The organism is Acinetobacter sp. YH18001 (assembly GCF_013416975.1).
GTDB lineage: Bacteria > Pseudomonadota > Gammaproteobacteria > Pseudomonadales > Moraxellaceae > Acinetobacter > Acinetobacter pseudolwoffii.
Map to the genome: position 1 here is coordinate 89,985 of NZ_VPEU01000003.1, position 18,242 is coordinate 108,226.

An 18,242-nucleotide genomic window follows, 5' to 3' on the forward strand; every position below is an offset into this window, starting at 1 on the left:
TCAGCGCAAGAGAGGGTGAATCTCTCAAGCCATTTACATGACAAGCTTAAGTTTGGTATGTAAAGAATTTGAGTCAAAAGCCTGCGTTATTCAGTAATGGATACTCCTCTCTTGCGCTTCACTTTAAGCACTGCTTTAAAGTGAAGCGCAAGAGAGGACAGGGAGAGGGTGAAAATTAAAACAGTATTTATAAAAAAAAAGGATTTCAACATGTCTAAGCAAATTCCAATTTCATTTGAATTCTTCCCGACCAAAACTGATGTAGGTGCGGAAAAACTCAAAGTGGTTCATCAAGAACTACAATTGCTCAATCCAGAATTCTTCTCTGTGACCTATGGTGCAGGCGGTTCAACTCGTGAACGCACCCTGTCTACCATCAACGATTTTAATGGCAAAGGTGCACCGGTTGCCCCTCACCTGTCATGTATCGGCGATGATAAAGCGCGTATTGCAGAACTGCTTGATCTGTACAAATCACAAGGCATTGACCGTATTGTTGCCCTCCGCGGTGACTTGCCATCAGGTCAGGTTGGTTTGGGTGAATTACCCTATGCCGCTGATCTGGTTCGCTTTATCCGTGAATATTCAGGCGATCATTTCAAGATTGAAGTCGCAGCTTATCCGGAAATGCATCCTCAGGCAGAAAGCTTTGATCAAGACATCCAGCACTTTGTTGAAAAAGTACAAGCTGGTGCCAATGCAGCATTAACCCAGTTTTTCTTCAATCCAGATGCTTATTTCTACTTTGTAGAGCGCATCCAGAAAGCCGGAATTGATATTCCTGTGGCGCCGGGCATTATGCCAATCACCAATGCCAGCAACCTGATCCGCTTTGCGGACGGTACCGGTGCCGAGATTCCACGCTGGATTCGCAAGCAACTGGCAACCTATGGTGATGATACTGCCAGCATCAAAGCCTTTGGCCACGAAGTTGTGGTTAAATTCTGTGAGCGTCTACTTGCAGGTGGCGCACCAAGCTTGCACTTCTACACCATGAACACCACTGATCCTACACGCCAACTTGTAAAAGACTTAGGTCTAGCATAAGTTTTTAGGCTGCATTGATCTCACCCATTTTCTCCCTTTGAGAGAAACACAAAGAGGGTGTAAATGCAATGCAGTCTTGTTTTGTTCCATCTGAGAGTAATCCTTACATGCCACGTTTTTTTATTGAAGCAGACTTAAATGTTGATACTACGGTTGAGTTAACGGAAACCGTTTTTCATCATTGGGTAAAGGTATTACGCGCTCAAGCGGACGAAGCCGCGACCCTGTTCAATGGACAGGGTGGCGAATATGAAGTGACCTTAACTGAGGTTGCTAAAAAATCAGCCACAGTATCGGTCAATGCATTTAATCCCGCCAATCGCACACCCAAGTTCCAGGCCTTGCTCGGTCAGGTGATGAGCAAAGGCGACCGCATGGATTATGCGATTCAAAAAGCTGTGGAATTGGGCGTTTCCGAAATTCAGCTGCTGACTTCGGATCGTTGTGAAATGCGCTTGAAGTATGATCGTGACCAGAAAAAACTGGATCACTGGCAAGGGATCGCGATTGCAGCATGTGAACAGTGTGGACTGAATATTGTGCCTAAAATTTTAGCACCAATATCACTTGAAAAATGGTTGGAAACCGAGCTACCCAAGACCAAACTGGTTTTGGCGCCCAATAAAGATGAAACAGATGTACTGGCAGATGCGACCCTGGATATTGCACTGCTGATTGGCCCTGAAGGCGGTCTCAGTGAGGCAGAAATTACAGCAGCAAATGCAAAAGGTTTTCTAAACTGGTGTATTGGTGAACGCGTACTACGTACCGAAACAGCCCCTGTCGTGGCCCTTTCAATTTTGAACTATAATCTCTAGTTCATCAGGCCAGTAAAAATTTGTCTTTAATTTTGTTGATTTTTATTCCTAAGACCTCTAATCTCGATGAAAGAATAATAACTATTGATGAGTTAATTTTACACATTTCCTGGAGTTTTTTTATAAGAACAATACATAGGGAAAAACGTTTAGGATGAATACAGGCATTGAATCACATGGTTGATAAGCAAGACGACTATATCCAGCAGCATTTGCATCATGCTCAGATTGCGAACACACTTCGCCATAGTCGCTATTTTTTAATCAGTATAATGGTGATTTGCCTTTATATTTTTTGTATTTATCACCTTCAATATCGTCCTTCCAATACCTATTTTAATACCTGGTTTATTCTGACCGAGCTACTGGTCAGTATGTGCTGGTTGGTGAGCACACTTTATTTTAAGCCTGAACAATATGATTTGAAAGGCGCACATCGCTGGTTACAGATTCAGAGTCTTGCCGTCGGGAGCTGTATTGCTGTCGGTATTTATACAATTTATTACTATTTGCCGCAGGCCAATCCTGCATTCGAAGATATTGAAGCACTGACCTTGTCTGCTCTGCTCCTGATTGTGACTCAGGCATTTGGCTTGACTTATCTGACCCAAAAACTCAGTTATTTCTGCCTGGTATTTTTACCCTCTTTATTCCCTTTTTTATTGTCGCAAATTTATCATGTCAGCCTTTCCAATCCCTTCTTCGGTCTGGCCTTAAATTTTGCGGTGATTGTCATTCTGCTGTGTGCCAATAGTAGTTATCGTATTCATCGCCGGACATCGCGCTTGTATGCAGAAAACAGTCTGCTGGTTAAAAATGCCGAACAGCAAGTGGCCTGGACTGATGAGCTGTGCCAGAAACTGCAAACTGAAGTCAATAAATCCAAAGATATTGAATTACAATTACAGCTCAACAATCAATTACTGGAACAAAAAGTACGGGAACGTACCTATGATATTGAACAGATTAATCATCATTTGAAAAATCAGCAACAGAACCTGGATCTTGCCCATGAGATTGCCGGCATTCGCCCATGGGACTGGAATATCAAAGACCGTCTCATTACATTAACCAATCATAAAGATGAAAAAATTCTGCGTGATTCCAAAGATCATCATCTGCAATTAGAGCATCTGATTCACCCTGATGATCTGGACTATTTTAAGCGCAACATGAAACAGCATTTGCGTGGTCAGATTGAGCGTTATGATGCCACTTACCGGATTCTGCTCAGTGATGGCAGCTGGAACTGGGTGCATGATATTGGCCGCGTGATTAGCCGTGATCCTAAAAATAACAAACCTTTGCGAATGGTGGGTATTCGTCGTGATATTCAGCAGGAACGTATTTCTCAAGAACGTTTAAAACTGGTTGCCAGTGTACTGGAACAGGCCGCGGAAGGGATTTTTATTCTCAATCCTGAACTGTATTATATTGATGTCAATCCTCACTATGAATACCTGAGTGGCTTTGAGCGTGAGCAGATCATCGGTAAGTCTTTATTCGATCTTGTTGCACAAAATAAAGCTGAACAGCGCAGTAACCATGCCAGTATTATCAAACAGCTTCAAAAGATTGGCTCCTATGATGGCGAGGTATACGCCAAATTCATGTCGGGCAAACAATCCGCCTTATGGTTACACATCAATGCCGTCACCGATGATGAAGGCCGGATTACCCATTATGTCGGGATTGTCTCGGATCTGACCGAACGCAAATTACAGGAACAGCGCCTGTCTTATCTGGAAAATTATGACCCACTGACCGATTTACCGAATCGTTTCTATTATAACTATCAGCTGCATCAATATCTGGTCTCGCAAAAAGACTCCATTCAGCAGATGGCCGTGATTCGCCTGAATATCGATCGCTTCCGTCCATTAAATGAATATCTATCCAATAATGGCGGGGATGAACTTTTACGTCAGGTCGCGCAGCGCCTGCGCATGAATAATGCAGAAGCCTTGTTTGTGGCGCATCTGAATGGTGATGATTTTGCGATTATCTATGAGATTTCACATATTCGCCCTTCAGTACAGCGACACTGTGAACGCATCGCTCAGGCATTTACCACTCCATTTAATATTTACGGTCAGGATTATGTGATCACGCTTTCCATGGGCGTGGCATTTTATCCAGATCATGGTCGTCAACTCGATTATTTAAACAACTGTGCCGAACAGGCCCTGAACGAAGCTAAAAATCTGGGGGGCAATACCATTCACTTTTATTCTAATCAAAGTGATGGCCTACAAGAAACGGGGATTTTTCTGGAACGGGATTTGCGTAAAGCCCTCCAGAATAATGAGCTGATTGTTTATTATCAGCCAAAAATTAATTTCAGTGATCAGCGCATTTATGGCTTTGAAGCCTTGATTCGCTGGAATCATCCCGAAAAAGGCATTATTCCACCCGGCTTGTTTATCCCTTTAGCCGAACAGACCAGCCTGATTTCAGATATTGGCCGTCTGGTCATCCAGCAGACAGCCAAACAGATCCGCCAATGGAATAATCTGGGCTTTAATCATATTTGTGTATCAGTCAACGTCGTGGCGCAGCAATTGCGCCGCGGTCAGTTACTCGATGATCTGGATCAGGCCATTGCCGATAACCAGATTTCAGGTGCCAGTCTGGAACTGGAAATTACCGAATCGTCTTTAATTGAAAATTCGGAAGCAGTCAAAAACCTGCTGAACGAAATCAAACAGCGACAGATCCATATTGCTCTGGATGATTTTGGCACGGGGTATTCATCCCTGTCCTATCTTGCTGATTTCCCGATTGATACCCTAAAAATTGACCGCAGTTTTGTGTCCAAGATTGGTGAAAACAAACAGGAAGCCATTGTCAGTGCCATGGTGGCGATGGGTAAAGCCATGGGGATGACCGTGGTCGCGGAAGGCATCGAGACTGAAGAGCAGTTAGCATATCTGCGTGATTTAGACTGTGATATCGCTCAAGGATATTTATTCTCCAAACCGCTGCCAGAAGAGGAAGCCACTGCGTATTTGACACAAAATATGACCAACGACTCTTATACTTATCAAGTCTAAGTTTATACCCTACCCCAATAAGATTGTTGGAAAAACGGCCGTCTTTGGCTGTGCGAACTGGCGAACAAATGGTATATTCGGGGACATAAATAAATTTTTTACCCGCTGACCGGGTAATCTTTACAACGATCGAGAGACTGATGGACGAACAATCTTTAAAGCAACAGGCCCTTTACTATCACGAGTTTCCTACCCCGGGGAAAATCAGCGTTACACCAAGCAAACAATTGGTCAACCAACGTGACTTAGCCCTTGCTTACTCGCCTGGCGTAGCTGCACCATGTCTTGAGATTGAACGCGATCCTTCAACTGCTGCATTGTATACCGCACGTGGTAATCTGGTCGCTGTAGTGACCAACGGGACTGCGGTGCTGGGCCTGGGTAATATTGGTCCTCTGGCTTCTAAGCCAGTCATGGAAGGCAAAGGCGTATTATTTAAAAAATTCGCCGGTGTTGATGTATTCGATATCGAAATCGCTGAAAATGATCCAGATAAAATTGTAGACATTATCGCATCCTTAGAGCCGACTTTTGGCGGGATTAACCTTGAAGATATCAAGGCGCCAGAATGTTTCTACATCGAGCAAAAACTGCGTGAACGCATGAATATTCCGGTATTCCATGATGATCAGCACGGTACTTCAATTATTGTCGGTTCTGCGTTACTGAATGCCCTGCAAATTAATGGCAAAAAAATTGACGAAATCAAGATTGTGGCATCAGGTGCGGGTGCAGCAGCGCTATCTTGCTTAAATCTGCTGTGTGCTTTGGGCGCTAAAAAAGAAAACATCATCGTTGCCGATTCACGTGGTCTGCTGACCACGCATCGTGAAGGTCTGGATGAATCTAAAAAAGCGTATGTACAAGACATTGAAGCCACTCAGCTTGGTGATGTGATCGCGGGTGCAGACATGTTCCTCGGTCTTTCTGCTGCCGGCATCCTGACCAAAGAAATGGTTAAGGTGATGGCCAAAGATCCGATCATTTTCGCACTGGCGAATCCGGATCCAGAAATTCTGCCTGAACATGCACACGAAGTTCGTGATGATGTGATCATGGCCACTGGCCGTTCTGACTATCCAAACCAGGTCAATAACGCACTTTGCTTCCCGTACATCTTCCGTGGGGCATTAGACGTTGGTGCAACCACGATTAACGAAGAAATGAAAATTGCCTGTGTACATGCAATTGCGCGTATGGCACACGTCGAAGCGGATGCTGCAACCTATGGTGAGAAATCGGCATCATTTGGCCGTGAATACCTGATTCCGGGTCCACTGGATCAGCGCCTGATTCTTGAAATCGCGCCTGCAGTGGCACAAGCAGCCATGGATTCGGGTGTAGCAACCCGTCCAATTAAAGATTTCTCGCATTATCGTCAACGTTTGTCTGAGTTTGTCTATAACTCGGCATTCGTGATGAAACCGATCTTTGAACAGGCAAAATCGAATCCTAAGCGTATTGCCTATGCGGAAGGTGAAGATCTGCGTGTACTTCGCGCCGTTCAAATTGCAGTCGATGATGGTTTGGCGATCCCTATTCTGGTCGGTCGTCCAGCCGTGATTGAAGCCAATATCAAAAAATTGGGTCTACGTCTTGAAGATGGCGTGAATATCACGATTGTTGATCAGGAAAAGAATCCGGATTATGAGTTGTTTGCAGACGATTATTACCAGATCATGCAGCGTAAAGGCGTAACGCCTGAATATGCACAGCGTGAAGCGCGTCGTCGCTCTACCTTAATTGCATCGATGCTGGTCAAACATGGCATGGCAGATGGCATGCTCTGTGGTACTTATTCAAGCTACGACATTCATCTGGACTTCGTCAGCAACATCATTGGCAAAAAAGAAGGTCATAACACTTTCTTTACCCTAAATGCCTTGATGCTTGAAGATCGTAACCTGTTCATTGCCGACACCTATGTCAACACCAATCCAACGGCTGAACAGCTGGCGGAAATGACCATTCTGGCTGCTGAAGAAGTGCGCCGTTTTGGTATGACCCCACGTATTGCCCTGCTTTCTCACTCAAGTTTCGGTTCAGACCAGCATGATGCCAGCGCGCAAAAAATGCGTAAGGTATATGACATCCTGTCTGAAATAGCGCCTGAGCTAGAAGTGGAAGGTGAAATGCACGGTGATGCTGCACTGGATGAAAATATTCGCCAGTTTGCCTTCCCGAACTCACGTTTTAAAGGTTCTGCAAACTTACTGATCATGCCGAATCTGGATGCTGCCAACATTTCGTTTAACTTGTTGAAAGCAACTTCAGGCAACAACGTGACGATTGGCCCAATTCTGTTGGGTGCTGCGAAGCCGGTACATATCTTGACTCCGACTGCGACTACGCGTCGCGTGGTGAACATGACTGCACTTACCGTTGCAGAAATCCAGCAAGCGGAACAAGACGCACTTTAATCCAATGACAAGATAACGACGCATCCGCCTCGTTTCTTAACTTGAGAAAACCTCTATTCTGTAGCATGATGCTTGTAAGAATAGAGGTTTTTTCATGCAAGTTTATTTAGTAGGCGGTGCAGTTCGGGATCATTTGCTCGGACACCCCTATCACGAAAAAGATTATGTGGTCGTTGGTGCAACTCCGGCGCAAATGCTTGACTTAGGCTATCAGCCCGTAGGCAAAGATTTTCCTGTTTTCCTACACCCCAAAACAAAAGAAGAATATGCACTGGCCCGTACCGAACGTAAATCCGGCACCGGTTATCATGGTTTTGACTTTCATACCGATATCAGTGTGACCCTGGAACAGGATTTGATCCGTCGTGACCTGACCATTAATGCCATGGCGATGGATGATGCCGGTCAGATTTATGATCCTTATGGCGGTCAGCAGGATTTGAATAACCGGGTGCTGCGTCATGTTTCCGATGCTTTTGTCGAAGATCCATTACGGGTGCTGCGAATTGCCCGTTTTGCGGCCCGCTATACCAGTGCAGGTTTTGTGATTGCGGATGAAACTTTAGCACTCATGCAGCGCTTGACGGAATCCGGTGAATTGAATGCATTAACACCGGAGCGGGTCTGGAAAGAAACTTCACGTGCCTTAACAGAACGTCATGCTGATGTGTATTTTGAAGTATTGCGTCAATGTGGCGCTTTAAAAGTCTTATTTCCTGAGATAGATGCCTTATATGGTATTCCGCAACGCCCTGAATATCATCCGGAAATTGACTGCGGCATTCACACCATGATGTCCTTGCAGCAGGCGTGTCGTCAAAACTATAGCCTGGATGTACGTTTCGCCGTTTTAGTGCATGATTTGGGCAAAGCATTAACCCCGGTTGAAGAATTACCGCGGCATATCATGCATGAAGAACGTGGCATCAAGCCGGTCAATGATCTGTGTGATCGCTTAAAAGTACCGACCTATACCAAGCAACTGGCGTTGACAGTATGTAAAGAGCATCTGAAATGTCATCAGGCATTTAATCTCAAACCCGGTACTTTATGGCGATTATTGCAGCGTCTGGACGTTTTACGTCGTCCCGAGCGTGTCGAAGCTTTTGTACAGGCCTGTGAATGTGATTCACGTGGCCGTTTAGGACTGGAAGATCGTGCCTATCCACAAGCACAATATGTACTTGATGCCATGCAGATAGTACGTGCCATTAAAGCACAAGACCTGCCTGCCGATATTCAAGGCCCGGATATTGGCGAAATGCTGATTGAACGGCGTATTCAGGCACTGGGTGAACTTAAAGCCCAACAAACTGTATCTATTGAATAAAGACAAAGCACCCGAGGGTGCTTTTTTATTGCTTCAATCATTTAGTGCAGAGACCCAGCCCTCTAAAGAGCTTAAGGAAAATCAAATCCCGATCAGGAAATATCCGCCGGGAAACTAATCACTTGCTCCAGTTTCATCTGATTGGTCGCGATCATGAGCAAGCGGTCAATTCCCAAAGCAATCCCTGAACATTCCGGCATATTCGGTAAAGCCGCCAGTAAATACTCATCAATAGGCATAACATGCAGCCCAAGTCTGGCCCGCTCTGCATTATCCGCCTCAAAGCGTGAGCGCAAAACTTCGGCATCAATCAGCTCATCATAGGCATTAGCCAATTCTAAACCTTCGATATACAACTCAAAACGTGCAGCGACCAGTTCCCCATCTTCATCGATTCGGGTTTTCGCCAGAGAGGCCATTTCAGGTGGAAAATCGGTCAGGAATACTGCGGTATCAAAACCGAGACTTGGCTCCACCATATGTGAAAATAACAGGTCGATATAGCCGAGCCGATCCTCACCCAAATCTAGATTTAGACCGACACGGCGACAGCAGTCTTTCAGTTCCTGCAAGGTCGCTTGCAATGGATTAATATCCAGACGATCCATAAAGGCATGTTTATAGCTCAAAATGGTTGGACGGATTTCAGCAAAACGTGCTTTAAGCGTCACATTAAGCAGATCGGCTACTTCGAACATCAAATCTTTTAAGCTAAAGCCCGGACGATACCATTCCAGCATGGTAAATTCGCTATTGTGCTTACGCCCATGCTCATCATCACGGAAGACTTTACAAATCTGGTAAATAGGCCCGCTGCCACTGGCCAATAAACGCTTCATGGCAAATTCAGGTGAGGTCTGTAAATAATGCGTATGTGCTTTAGCCAGTACATGACGCTGCGCCTGTACTGAAGCCAAATGCACATCGGTCACACCGGCTTGAGATAAAATTGGTGTTTCGACTTCTAATACATCCCGCTCAGCAAAAAATTGACGGATTTGTGCATATAAGGTGGCACGTGCACGCATGGCATTCAGGTCACACGTCGGCTGATAAGTGCTATTCATGCTTTTGGCCCACCATGTGCAGCCCATTCACGACGCAGCAGATAGGTTTTTCTTAAATGATCAAAAGCCTGCTGATCCACTTTGCCATCCTTGACACAAGCACGCAGATTTTGATCATCACGGGCAATATCATAAATTTGCGTTAAATATTGCTTTAGCACCATTTTTAAATCCTGATTTTGGAAAAACTGCTCGCAGACCGGAAGCTGGGTTTCGAACTGTTTATGTGCTGCAAAAGCAAAAGTTTGACAGAAAGCGTCATAGATCATTTGAGTACCACGCGCCTTGCCTTCCAGACTATAACCGGCAATATGCGGCGTCACCAGCGTCAGCAGATCCAGAAGCTCTGCTGAAATAACCGGTTCGTGTTCAAAAACATCTAAAATCACGGTTCGTTGTGTCGCTTTAAGATCCTGGATCAGGGCGGCCTCTTCAATCACTGGCCCACGTGCAGAATTAATCAGAATTGCATCAGGCTGCATTTGCGCCAATGTAGCCGTATTGAATAAATGGTAAGTTGGATAAAGACCCGTTTGAGTTAAAGGGACATGAATCGAAATCGCATCTGCTTGCTGCAACAATTCATTAAATTCAACTTGATCAACCTGCGTTCTTTGAACCAAAGGATCATAGCCAATCACGCGCCAGCCCAAAAGTTTTGCCATATAAGCCAGACGGGTTCCAACATTACCCAAACCGACTATACCCAGGCTAAATGTTGCATTGGCATCTACTAACTCAGGACGTACATGCAGTAATGCGGTAATGACATATTCAGCCACAGCTTGTGCATTACAGCCGGCTGCATTGCTCCACTGAATCCCATGCTGTTCCAATGCAGCAATATCCAGATGATCTGTACCAATAGTGGCACTGCCTACAAACTTGATCGAACTATTCTGTAGCAGTGCTTCATTGACCTGAGTCACTGAGCGTACCAATAATGCATCTGCATCCTGAACATCCTGTGCCATTAAGCTACGGCCTGGACAATGACGAATGTCTGCAAATTCAGAAAAGAAATAATCGGTAAATGCCAGATTTTCATCTGCGACAATTTTCATAATGAGATCCATATGATGCTTGGGCATATGATAGCGCGTTGATGTCTCTGACTCTATATTTGGCACATGCGTCCATTTTTCAAGTTTTAAGCTATGAGCTGGTTATTGATGAATAAAGTATTGAATCATTGCTGCCTAAAAAGAAAAACCCCAATCTTTCGACTGGGGTTTTTAGAATTTGGCGGAAGCGGTGAGATTCGAACTCACGGAGGACTCACACCCTCGTCGGTTTTCAAGACCGGTGCATTAAACCGCTCTGCCACGCTTCCTTGGCCGCCATCATATAAATAAATCGGATTTTTGGCAATAAAATTTAGCAAAACTTTTAGCAAAAGCTGTTCATTCAGTTAAAAATCAGTCGAAACAAAAGCTGAAATGTATTTTTATTTAAAGAAGTTAATACTTAAACGATGCCAAGAGCTATTTAATTCAAGATAAAGCAACGACATGAATCAGAATTAGCTTGATAATGAATATAAAAATAAAGGCATAAAAAAACCCAGTCAATTGACTGGGTTTTTAGAATTTGGCGGAAGCGGTGAGATTCGAACTCACGGAGGACTCACACCCTCGTCGGTTTTCAAGACCGGTGCATTAAACCGCTCTGCCACGCTTCCATGGCCGACATGATATAAACAAAAATCACGCTTGGCAAATATTTTCATGCTTTCACTGCATCAATTGCACAAAATAAAATCAATTCCATTAATTTGCTGAATTTTCTGGTTTTTCATAACGAATTGAATTGATGAACCAGCGTTTCTTTCCAGAAGGTGTCAGCACTTCAGCCTCATCATCTACCTGCTTGCCCAACAACGCACGTGCCATGGGCGAACTGATCGAGATATGCTGCGGATGATGATCATAAATTTCATCGACTCCAACAATACGTAAATTTTTCTGCTCGCCTTCTTCATTTTCAATCTCGACCCAAGCTCCAAAATAGACCTTGCCTTCCTGCTCTGGAGAAAAATCGATGATTTTTAGCTCTTCAAGACGCTTGCCTAGGTATCTGACCCGGCGGTCAATCTTACGCAAAATTTGCTTGTTATATTGGTAATCGGCATTTTCCGAACGGTCGCCGAGACTCGCTGCCCAGTTCACTTTTCTGGTGATTTCCGGACGCTCTTCATGCCAGAGATTCTTAAGTTCTGCCACCAATTTATCGTGTCCACCACGGGTGATTAAGTTGGATTTCATACGTCGTGCTGATCAAATTTTCAGTGTATTAACTTACAAACAGCTTATTTTATTTACCATTTCAAAACAATGAAAAAATTCAAAAAAAAATCACATTATATTTCAGTATCTTAAAATTATTTTTAATAATAATTTGTGTACAAAATTTGACAATCGTTTTTTAGATCATTAATATGCCACCTACTTCCGGAAATGCTTACTTTTTAATCTATGTAGTTTTTCTACATAATGATGCGTAAATCTCTTGTCATTTTGAATGACGTCATGACTGCCCAACCCTTATTGAATTTATCAAACTGTTAAAATTTCTGGCTATGTTGGCTGTGATTTTTAGGGCATAAATTACTTGTAGCGGAGACAACATGCACAGTAGTTCATCCACTGGGTCGAGGCTTTGCCTACGATCTGTAATTTCTTCTCTCCCTTTGAAAGCACTTGTACTGAGCACTGCATTTATTCCCTTTCACAGTATCAATGCAAGTAAGACCACACTTCAGTTTGATCATGTGGTCAATAGCAATAAGCTGACCGTGGTTGCAGTCGAAAATCCGACCACCGTATTTCAGGATGGACAACATCTGCATGGCTTCGGTTATGACCTGGTGCGCAACTATGCCAACAGTCTGAATGTGAAACTGGATTTTAAAATTGTCCCGAATAATGCCACTGCACTGCAATGGGTTGCTCAGGGCAAAGCCAATCTGGCCATGACCACCACCGATTTAGGTGAAATTGAAAATAAGCGCCTGACTTCATTCTCCGCCACCTGTGGTGATCAGTCTATTTTGGTGAGTAATGGCTTGAATACCAATTTAAATCTGGTATTTAAATCTGCCACAGATCCCTTGAGCCAGACTGCTAGTGCTTTTATCTGTAAAGGCAAACAAAGTGGTGCCATCAAGCAGCTTGCTTCATTTTATAATCAGAATGTGGTGAAAGAGGAATCTTGGACAGCCATTCAACGTGATTTGAGCAACCGGTTACCGATCTATAAAGCAAGCTTTAAACAGACAGCGCAGCAATATGATCTAGATTGGCATTTATTAGCTGCCATTGGTTATCAGGAATCTTATCTGAAACCGAACTCAGTCTCTCCGACAGGTGTTCGCGGTTTGATGATGCTGACCAATAGCACTGCTAAAGCAATGGGTGTGAGCAATCGTACCGATCCAGCCCAAAGCATTCAGGGTGGTGCCAAGTATTATGATCAAATGCTGAGCCGCTATGAGCATATTCCTTATCCAGATCGCAACTGGTTTGCACTGGTCGCTTATAATATGGGCCCAGGTGCAGTGAATCAGTTACAAAAACGCATTCAGTCACAAGGCAAGAATCCAAATAACTGGGTCAACCTCTATGCCTATCTGGATCAGAATAAAGCCAATAACGGCCGCTATCGTCAGGCAGTACAATATGTAACCCGTATTCGTGCTTATCTGGAACACATCAAGACCACACCACAATTGGTGAATATCTAAGGTCTGATGAGCTGGATTTTATTCTATCCGGCGATAAAAAAGCTTACCTCAAAGGTAAGCTTTTTTTGTGCTCATTTCAGCTGATGTTCAGCAAAATTAAGCTGTCGTATTTTCAAGTACTTTCTTGAATAGATCTTTTTGTTCCTGACTCGGTTTGGCAGTTTGAAGTGCCATCAATTGAGACATATCACCCTGTACTTTGATTTTACCGGTCATAAATGCCTGCATGGCTGCGGCCATATCAAACTCCAGAAAAACTTTACGTAACGTTTCGCCGTCCATATTCAAAGTCGTTTTGGCATTTGAAGACAAACCTTTTTTAATTGCTCCACCATCTAAAGATAGTTCAGTATTACCTGTAGTGTCCGCTACAACCAAATTAATCGCAAGGTTCGCCAAAGCTGGTGGCAAGTTTAAATCACCAGCTTGCGCAGTAAGTGTTTCTACAGTTGAAAACCAATCATCAGTTAAAAAAGCAGGCATGATCTTTCCTCAAATTATTTGTTCATTTGTGTCGACTATCCAGACGACATCATGTTGAAGCTATTATGCTCGTGCTTTGTTATATCATGATCATTAGCGCAAAGGCTAACGAATTTTGTACGCGTCGTTCAATTTTTGTAGTTCTATTTTTATTTGTTTTTCATACAGACATCAACCCGAAGGCTGATATCTGTGTGCTGAAATTATTCTGCGGCAAAGCCCAGATTGACCATATTAATCCGGCGTTTCTCGCCTTCCAGCGCTTCTTCAGTCGAACAGCTGTCTTTGAAGTCAAATTCGCGCTGGCTGTCCAGCACTTCAAAGTCAAACAATTCACGATCGACCAGCTGTGATGGCGAGACATTTTGCAATGCACCAAAAATACTGTGCAGACGTTTTGGATGTGCCTTATCCCAATCACGTAACATGTCATTGATAATTGCGCGCTGCAGGTTCGCCTGAGAGCCACATAAATTACATGGAATAATTGGAAATTGACGCATTTCTGCATATTTGATGATGTCTTTTTCTTCCACATAAGCCAGTGGACGAATCAGAATGTTCTTTTTGTCAGAAGACAACAGTTTTGGTGGCATGGCCTTCAAGCTGCCGCCATGGAACAGGTTCAGGAAGAAGGTCGCCAGAATATCATCACGGTGATGCCCCAGCGCAACCTTGGTCGCACCAATTTCCTGGGCAAAGCCATACAAAGAGCCACGGCGTAGACGCGAACAGACGGCGCAATAAGTCTTACCTTCCGGGGTCAACTTTTTGGTGATGCTGTAGGTGTCTTTTTCCAGAATGTAATACGGAATGTTATTTTCTTCTAAATAACGTGGTAATACATCTTCCGGGAAGCCTGGCTGTTTCTGATCCAGATTCACCGCCACGACATCAAAGTTGATCGGTGCGATACGCTTGAACTGCAACATGATATCTAACAGGGTGTAACTGTCTTTACCACCTGAAATACACACCATGACCTTATCGCCTTCTTCAATCATTTTGAAGTCACGAATGGCATGTCCGACCTGGCGACGCAGCTTCTTCAACAAACGATAGTAGGCTGAGCTTGTTGGCAGTTCAGGTTTGAAATTAAATCCTTGTTCGGACTCAACTGGCGAGTACATAGACGAGATTCACCCATAAATAAAAATACCGCGCAATTTTAGCCGATTCAGGCCCGCATCGCATCAAAAGAATTTATTTTCATGCAAATGTCATATTAGTTTCATTTTCATGTTTTATTTAGATTGATATATTGAACGTTTCAGTTCAATTAATCAGCAAGATGCCTAGTTTTTGGACTTTTCCACAGTTGTCCACAAAAGCTGTGGATAACTTTGTGGATTGAAACGCACTTGACAAGTTCTTCGTCTCAAAAGATAAGGCTTTTCTTTAAATCGATCACTTTTTAACCAATTTAATTATTAATAAAAATCAACTAGTTAAACCTGTCAACCCTAAGGTTTTAAATTAAATCATATTTTTTTTTCTAACTCTAAAATGTAAAAAATGGCTTGCACTTACAAACTCGTTTATAAATGCAGCGTACAAGTCTTTTCATTCCGTAATTTTTTGTTAAACTCATCATTAAATTTTTCTCGATTGTGTTTACCTAATATAAACAATGAAAATAAATTTGCGTGTTTTGGGGTGTCATGGGATCAGTGCTGTGCTATTGGCGAGTTGTTGCCAGTTGGTCTATGCCGGTCAAACCATTTATCAGTTGCGCGATAGCAATGGCAGCACCTTATTAACCAATAAGAAAAGTCGCTATAACCATCTTCAGGTTGAAAAGAAGACCTATTATCCAGACAGTAATATTCATAGTTATAGCAATTGGGGTTCCAGTGAAGCTTCGGTCTTGCCGAGCTATAGTAGAAATAAAAATGCTTATGATTCGATTATTCGCCAGGCAGCGCAAACCTATGGTGTCTCTGAAGGCCTGATCAAAGCCGTGATGCATACCGAGTCCGGTTTTAATGTACAGGCTCGTTCTCCAGTCGGTGCACAAGGCCTGATGCAACTCATGCCGGCGACAGCACGTCGTTTTAATGTCAGCAATGCCTATGACCCGCAGCAGAATATTATGGCCGGGGCCAAATATCTGGCCTGGTTATTGAAACGCTTTAATGGCAATACCACCTTGGCACTGGCAGGTTATAATGCCGGCGAAGGCAATGTGGCCAAATATAAGGGGGTGCCACCTTTTCGTGAAACTCAGGACTATGTCCGCCGTGTCAGCAGCCGTTATCAGAACTTGTACGCACAGGGACTGGGCAGCACCAGTGGTACATATACCGCTTCTTCTGATACTGGTCGTGTCATTGCCAGCTCTGCCAATTATTCAACTGAAACCACGACGGCGTCCAATGTTCAGGCAGCAAAATATCAGCGTCAGATCATTGCACGAGCAGATGGTAGCTTCACTGATGCACCGATGGGTTCTTATGCCACTGCCAATGCGACAGCATCTGCAAAAATATATTTAAGTGAGTAATTTTGAAACAGCTTTGTTTTTAAAGACCTATCTTTCAATATGGACAAAAAACATACTGTCTTTTTGTAGCGAATTGCTATTTTTTTCTTGAAATCTTATCGATTTCACCTCATATTGATTTCAATGATTTACATTCAATAATCAGATTATTTTTCTGTAATAAGAGGATTTCTCAATGATGCGGATTGGTTTGTTCTTGCTAACCAACCTCGCGGTACTGGTTGTAGCTGGCATTATCTTGTCACTCTTCGGTGTCGGTAGTTACCATGGCGCAGGTGGCTTGAATCTAGGCAACCTGTTGGTCATCTGTTTCGTGTTCGGTATGGTTGGCTCAATGATTTCCCTGTTCATGTCTAAATGGATGGCGAAAAAGACCACGGGTACTGAACTGATTGACCCGAATGCACCTCGTAACCAAGCTGAAGCCTGGTTGCTCCATGAAGTTGCACAACTTTCTCAGCGTGCAGGCATTAAAATGCCGGAAGTGGGTATTTTCCCATCTTATCAATCCAATGCCTTTGCCACTGGCTGGAATAAAAACGATGCTTTAGTAGCCGTATCGACTGGTCTACTTGAGCGTATGAACAAAGACGAGCTTCGTGCAGTATTGGCGCATGAGATTGGTCACGTCGCCAATGGTGATATGGTCACTCTGGCACTGATTCAGGGTGTTGTGAACGCCTTCGTCATGTTCTTCGCACGTGTCGCGGGTGATTTTATTGACCGTAACGTTTTTGGTCGTGAAGAAGGTGAAGCACCGGGTATTGCCTATTTTGTAATTACCATCGTACTGGATATCGTATTCGGTATTCTGGCGTCGTCGATTGTGATGTGGTTCTCCCGTCAGCGTGAGTATCGTGCCGATGAAGCAGGTGCGCGCTTGGCAGGTAAACAGGCTATGATTTCAGCATTATTGCGCTTACAGGCAGAGTCTGAAATGCCAGATGCCATGCCGAAAGAAATGAAAGCATTTGCGATTTCTGCGGGTAAAGAAGAAGGCTTTAGCCTTGCTGCCTTGTTCCAGACGCATCCAAGCATCGAACAACGTGTTGCTGCATTACAACAGCTTGATTGTGCTTAAGTAATACTATTGCGTTGATTGAAAAAAGCCTGCACTTGCAGGCTTTTTTATTGGATTCAATTATTCATTATTTATATAGGCCTTTATGCGCTGATCCACTGATACAACGCCATCGCACCCCACCCAATCGCAAAAACAAATAGAATCAGGAACAAGGTGCCTAAAATATCCGGGATATGAATCCAGATCCAGGCCACTACAGGATTGCGCCAAAATTCAGATTGCTGCTGTTTGCGTTCCAGGCTTTCATGCAAAAAAGGGTGTACCACATGTCGATCACTGTGAATCTGATATTCTTCACGAATATGAACATGCACCACATCAAGCGCCTTGCGACTGGGACGAATAAAAATATCAAAAATGGTGCCTGCCACTGGAATAAATCCAACCACCGCATCCATCACCGCCAGTTTCATGACCGGATTCAGCTTGGCACTCGGCACCCCAATCTGTTTGGCCTTATGAATGGCATAACAGGTCAATACAAAACCGGCGATATCTCCAGCGACCGGAATCGTACTCAGCGCGGCATCTGCCCCTACCCCTTGCTTGGTAAATGGAATACGTACCACTGAATCCATCATGTTGGCAAACTTGGCCAGATCACGTTCCAGACGAATGACCTCTTGTTGACTCAGTTTTGTTTTTTGTCCAGGCTCAGGCATATGTGATTCCAAAAATAGGGCTGACTTTCATCA

At 43.8% G+C, this 18,242-nt stretch carries 14 protein-coding genes and 2 tRNA genes; 8 read left to right on the plus strand and 8 right to left on the minus strand.

Annotation, left to right across the window (positions count from 1 at the left end; all coding sequences use genetic code 11):
- Positions 1-210 precede the first annotated feature (210 nt).
- The 5 genes from metF (at position 211) to FTV48_RS02100 (ending at position 8,668) form a co-directional block, all read left to right on the plus strand.
- The gene (gene metF, locus FTV48_RS02080) at positions 211-1,047 is read left to right on the plus strand and encodes a methylenetetrahydrofolate reductase [NAD(P)H] (protein ID WP_005097677.1); all 837 of its coding nucleotides are present in this window, start codon (positions 211-213) and stop codon (positions 1,045-1,047) included.
- 107 nt (positions 1,048-1,154) lie between these two features.
- Positions 1,155-1,865 carry a 16S rRNA (uracil(1498)-N(3))-methyltransferase gene (locus FTV48_RS02085; protein WP_100329084.1) on the plus strand — a complete coding sequence of 237 codons (711 nt, stop codon included), beginning with the start codon at positions 1,155-1,157 and terminating at the stop codon, positions 1,863-1,865.
- 176 nt (positions 1,866-2,041) lie between these two features.
- A complete protein-coding gene (locus tag FTV48_RS02090) occupies positions 2,042-4,918 on the plus strand; it encodes a bifunctional diguanylate cyclase/phosphodiesterase (RefSeq protein ID WP_179999247.1) in 2,877 nt (958 codons plus the stop codon).
- Positions 4,919-5,058: 140 nt separating this feature from the next.
- Positions 5,059-7,338, plus strand: coding sequence for an NADP-dependent malic enzyme (locus FTV48_RS02095; RefSeq protein WP_005097682.1), 2,280 nt, complete (start codon positions 5,059-5,061; stop codon positions 7,336-7,338).
- Positions 7,339-7,432: 94 nt separating this feature from the next.
- Positions 7,433-8,668 carry a multifunctional CCA addition/repair protein gene (locus tag FTV48_RS02100; protein ID WP_179999249.1) on the plus strand — a complete coding sequence of 412 codons (1,236 nt, stop codon included), beginning with the start codon at positions 7,433-7,435 and terminating at the stop codon, positions 8,666-8,668.
- A gap of 92 nt (positions 8,669-8,760) precedes the next feature.
- On the opposite strand, the gene epmA is transcribed toward FTV48_RS02100, so the two are convergent.
- The 5 genes from epmA to greB form a co-directional block, all read right to left on the minus strand.
- Positions 8,761-9,735 (minus strand): EF-P lysine aminoacylase EpmA, encoded by a 975-nt coding sequence (gene epmA, locus FTV48_RS02105; protein WP_005169915.1) that lies wholly within the window; start codon positions 9,733-9,735, stop codon positions 8,761-8,763.
- A complete protein-coding gene (locus tag FTV48_RS02110; RefSeq protein WP_179999251.1) occupies positions 9,732-10,799 on the minus strand; it encodes a 4-phosphoerythronate dehydrogenase in 1,068 nt (355 codons plus the stop codon). The genes epmA and FTV48_RS02110 overlap by 4 nt, the downstream gene beginning before the upstream one ends.
- Positions 10,800-10,978: 179 nt before the next feature.
- A tRNA-Ser gene (locus FTV48_RS02115) sits at positions 10,979-11,068 on the minus strand.
- 258 nt (positions 11,069-11,326) lie between these two features.
- Positions 11,327-11,416, minus strand: a tRNA-Ser gene (locus tag FTV48_RS02120).
- Between the two features lie 88 nt (positions 11,417-11,504).
- Positions 11,505-11,999, minus strand: a complete 495-nt coding sequence (greB, locus tag FTV48_RS02125) for a transcription elongation factor GreB (protein ID WP_005097688.1) — start codon at positions 11,997-11,999, stop codon at positions 11,505-11,507.
- 362 nt (positions 12,000-12,361) lie between these two features.
- Here greB and FTV48_RS02130 point away from each other — a divergent pair, with 362 nt between their 5' ends.
- On the plus strand, positions 12,362-13,477 hold the full coding sequence (locus tag FTV48_RS02130; RefSeq protein ID WP_005097690.1) for a transglycosylase SLT domain-containing protein: 1,116 nt from the start codon (positions 12,362-12,364) through the stop codon (positions 13,475-13,477).
- Between the two features lie 96 nt (positions 13,478-13,573).
- Here FTV48_RS02130 and FTV48_RS02135 read toward each other — a convergent pair whose 3' ends face one another.
- Both FTV48_RS02135 and ttcA read right to left on the minus strand, forming a co-directional pair.
- Positions 13,574-13,960, minus strand: coding sequence for an SCP2 sterol-binding domain-containing protein (locus tag FTV48_RS02135; protein ID WP_004280536.1), 387 nt, complete (start codon positions 13,958-13,960; stop codon positions 13,574-13,576).
- A gap of 203 nt (positions 13,961-14,163) precedes the next feature.
- Positions 14,164-15,090, minus strand: a complete 927-nt coding sequence (ttcA, locus tag FTV48_RS02140; RefSeq protein WP_005097691.1) for a tRNA 2-thiocytidine(32) synthetase TtcA — start codon at positions 15,088-15,090, stop codon at positions 14,164-14,166.
- A 500-nt stretch (positions 15,091-15,590) separates the two neighbouring features.
- Between ttcA and FTV48_RS02145 the strand changes: the two genes are divergently transcribed.
- The gene (locus tag FTV48_RS02145) at positions 15,591-16,463 is read left to right on the plus strand and encodes a lytic transglycosylase domain-containing protein (protein WP_005097692.1); all 873 of its coding nucleotides are present in this window, start codon (positions 15,591-15,593) and stop codon (positions 16,461-16,463) included.
- Positions 16,464-16,638: 175 nt separating this feature from the next.
- Positions 16,639-17,544 (plus strand): protease HtpX, encoded by a 906-nt coding sequence (gene htpX / locus FTV48_RS02150; protein WP_005097694.1) that lies wholly within the window; start codon positions 16,639-16,641, stop codon positions 17,542-17,544.
- Positions 17,545-17,627: 83 nt separating this feature from the next.
- Here htpX and FTV48_RS02155 read toward each other — a convergent pair whose 3' ends face one another.
- On the minus strand, positions 17,628-18,209 hold the full coding sequence (locus tag FTV48_RS02155) for a DUF4112 domain-containing protein (RefSeq protein ID WP_074383394.1): 582 nt from the start codon (positions 18,207-18,209) through the stop codon (positions 17,628-17,630).
- Between the last annotated feature and the right edge of the window lie 33 nt (positions 18,210-18,242).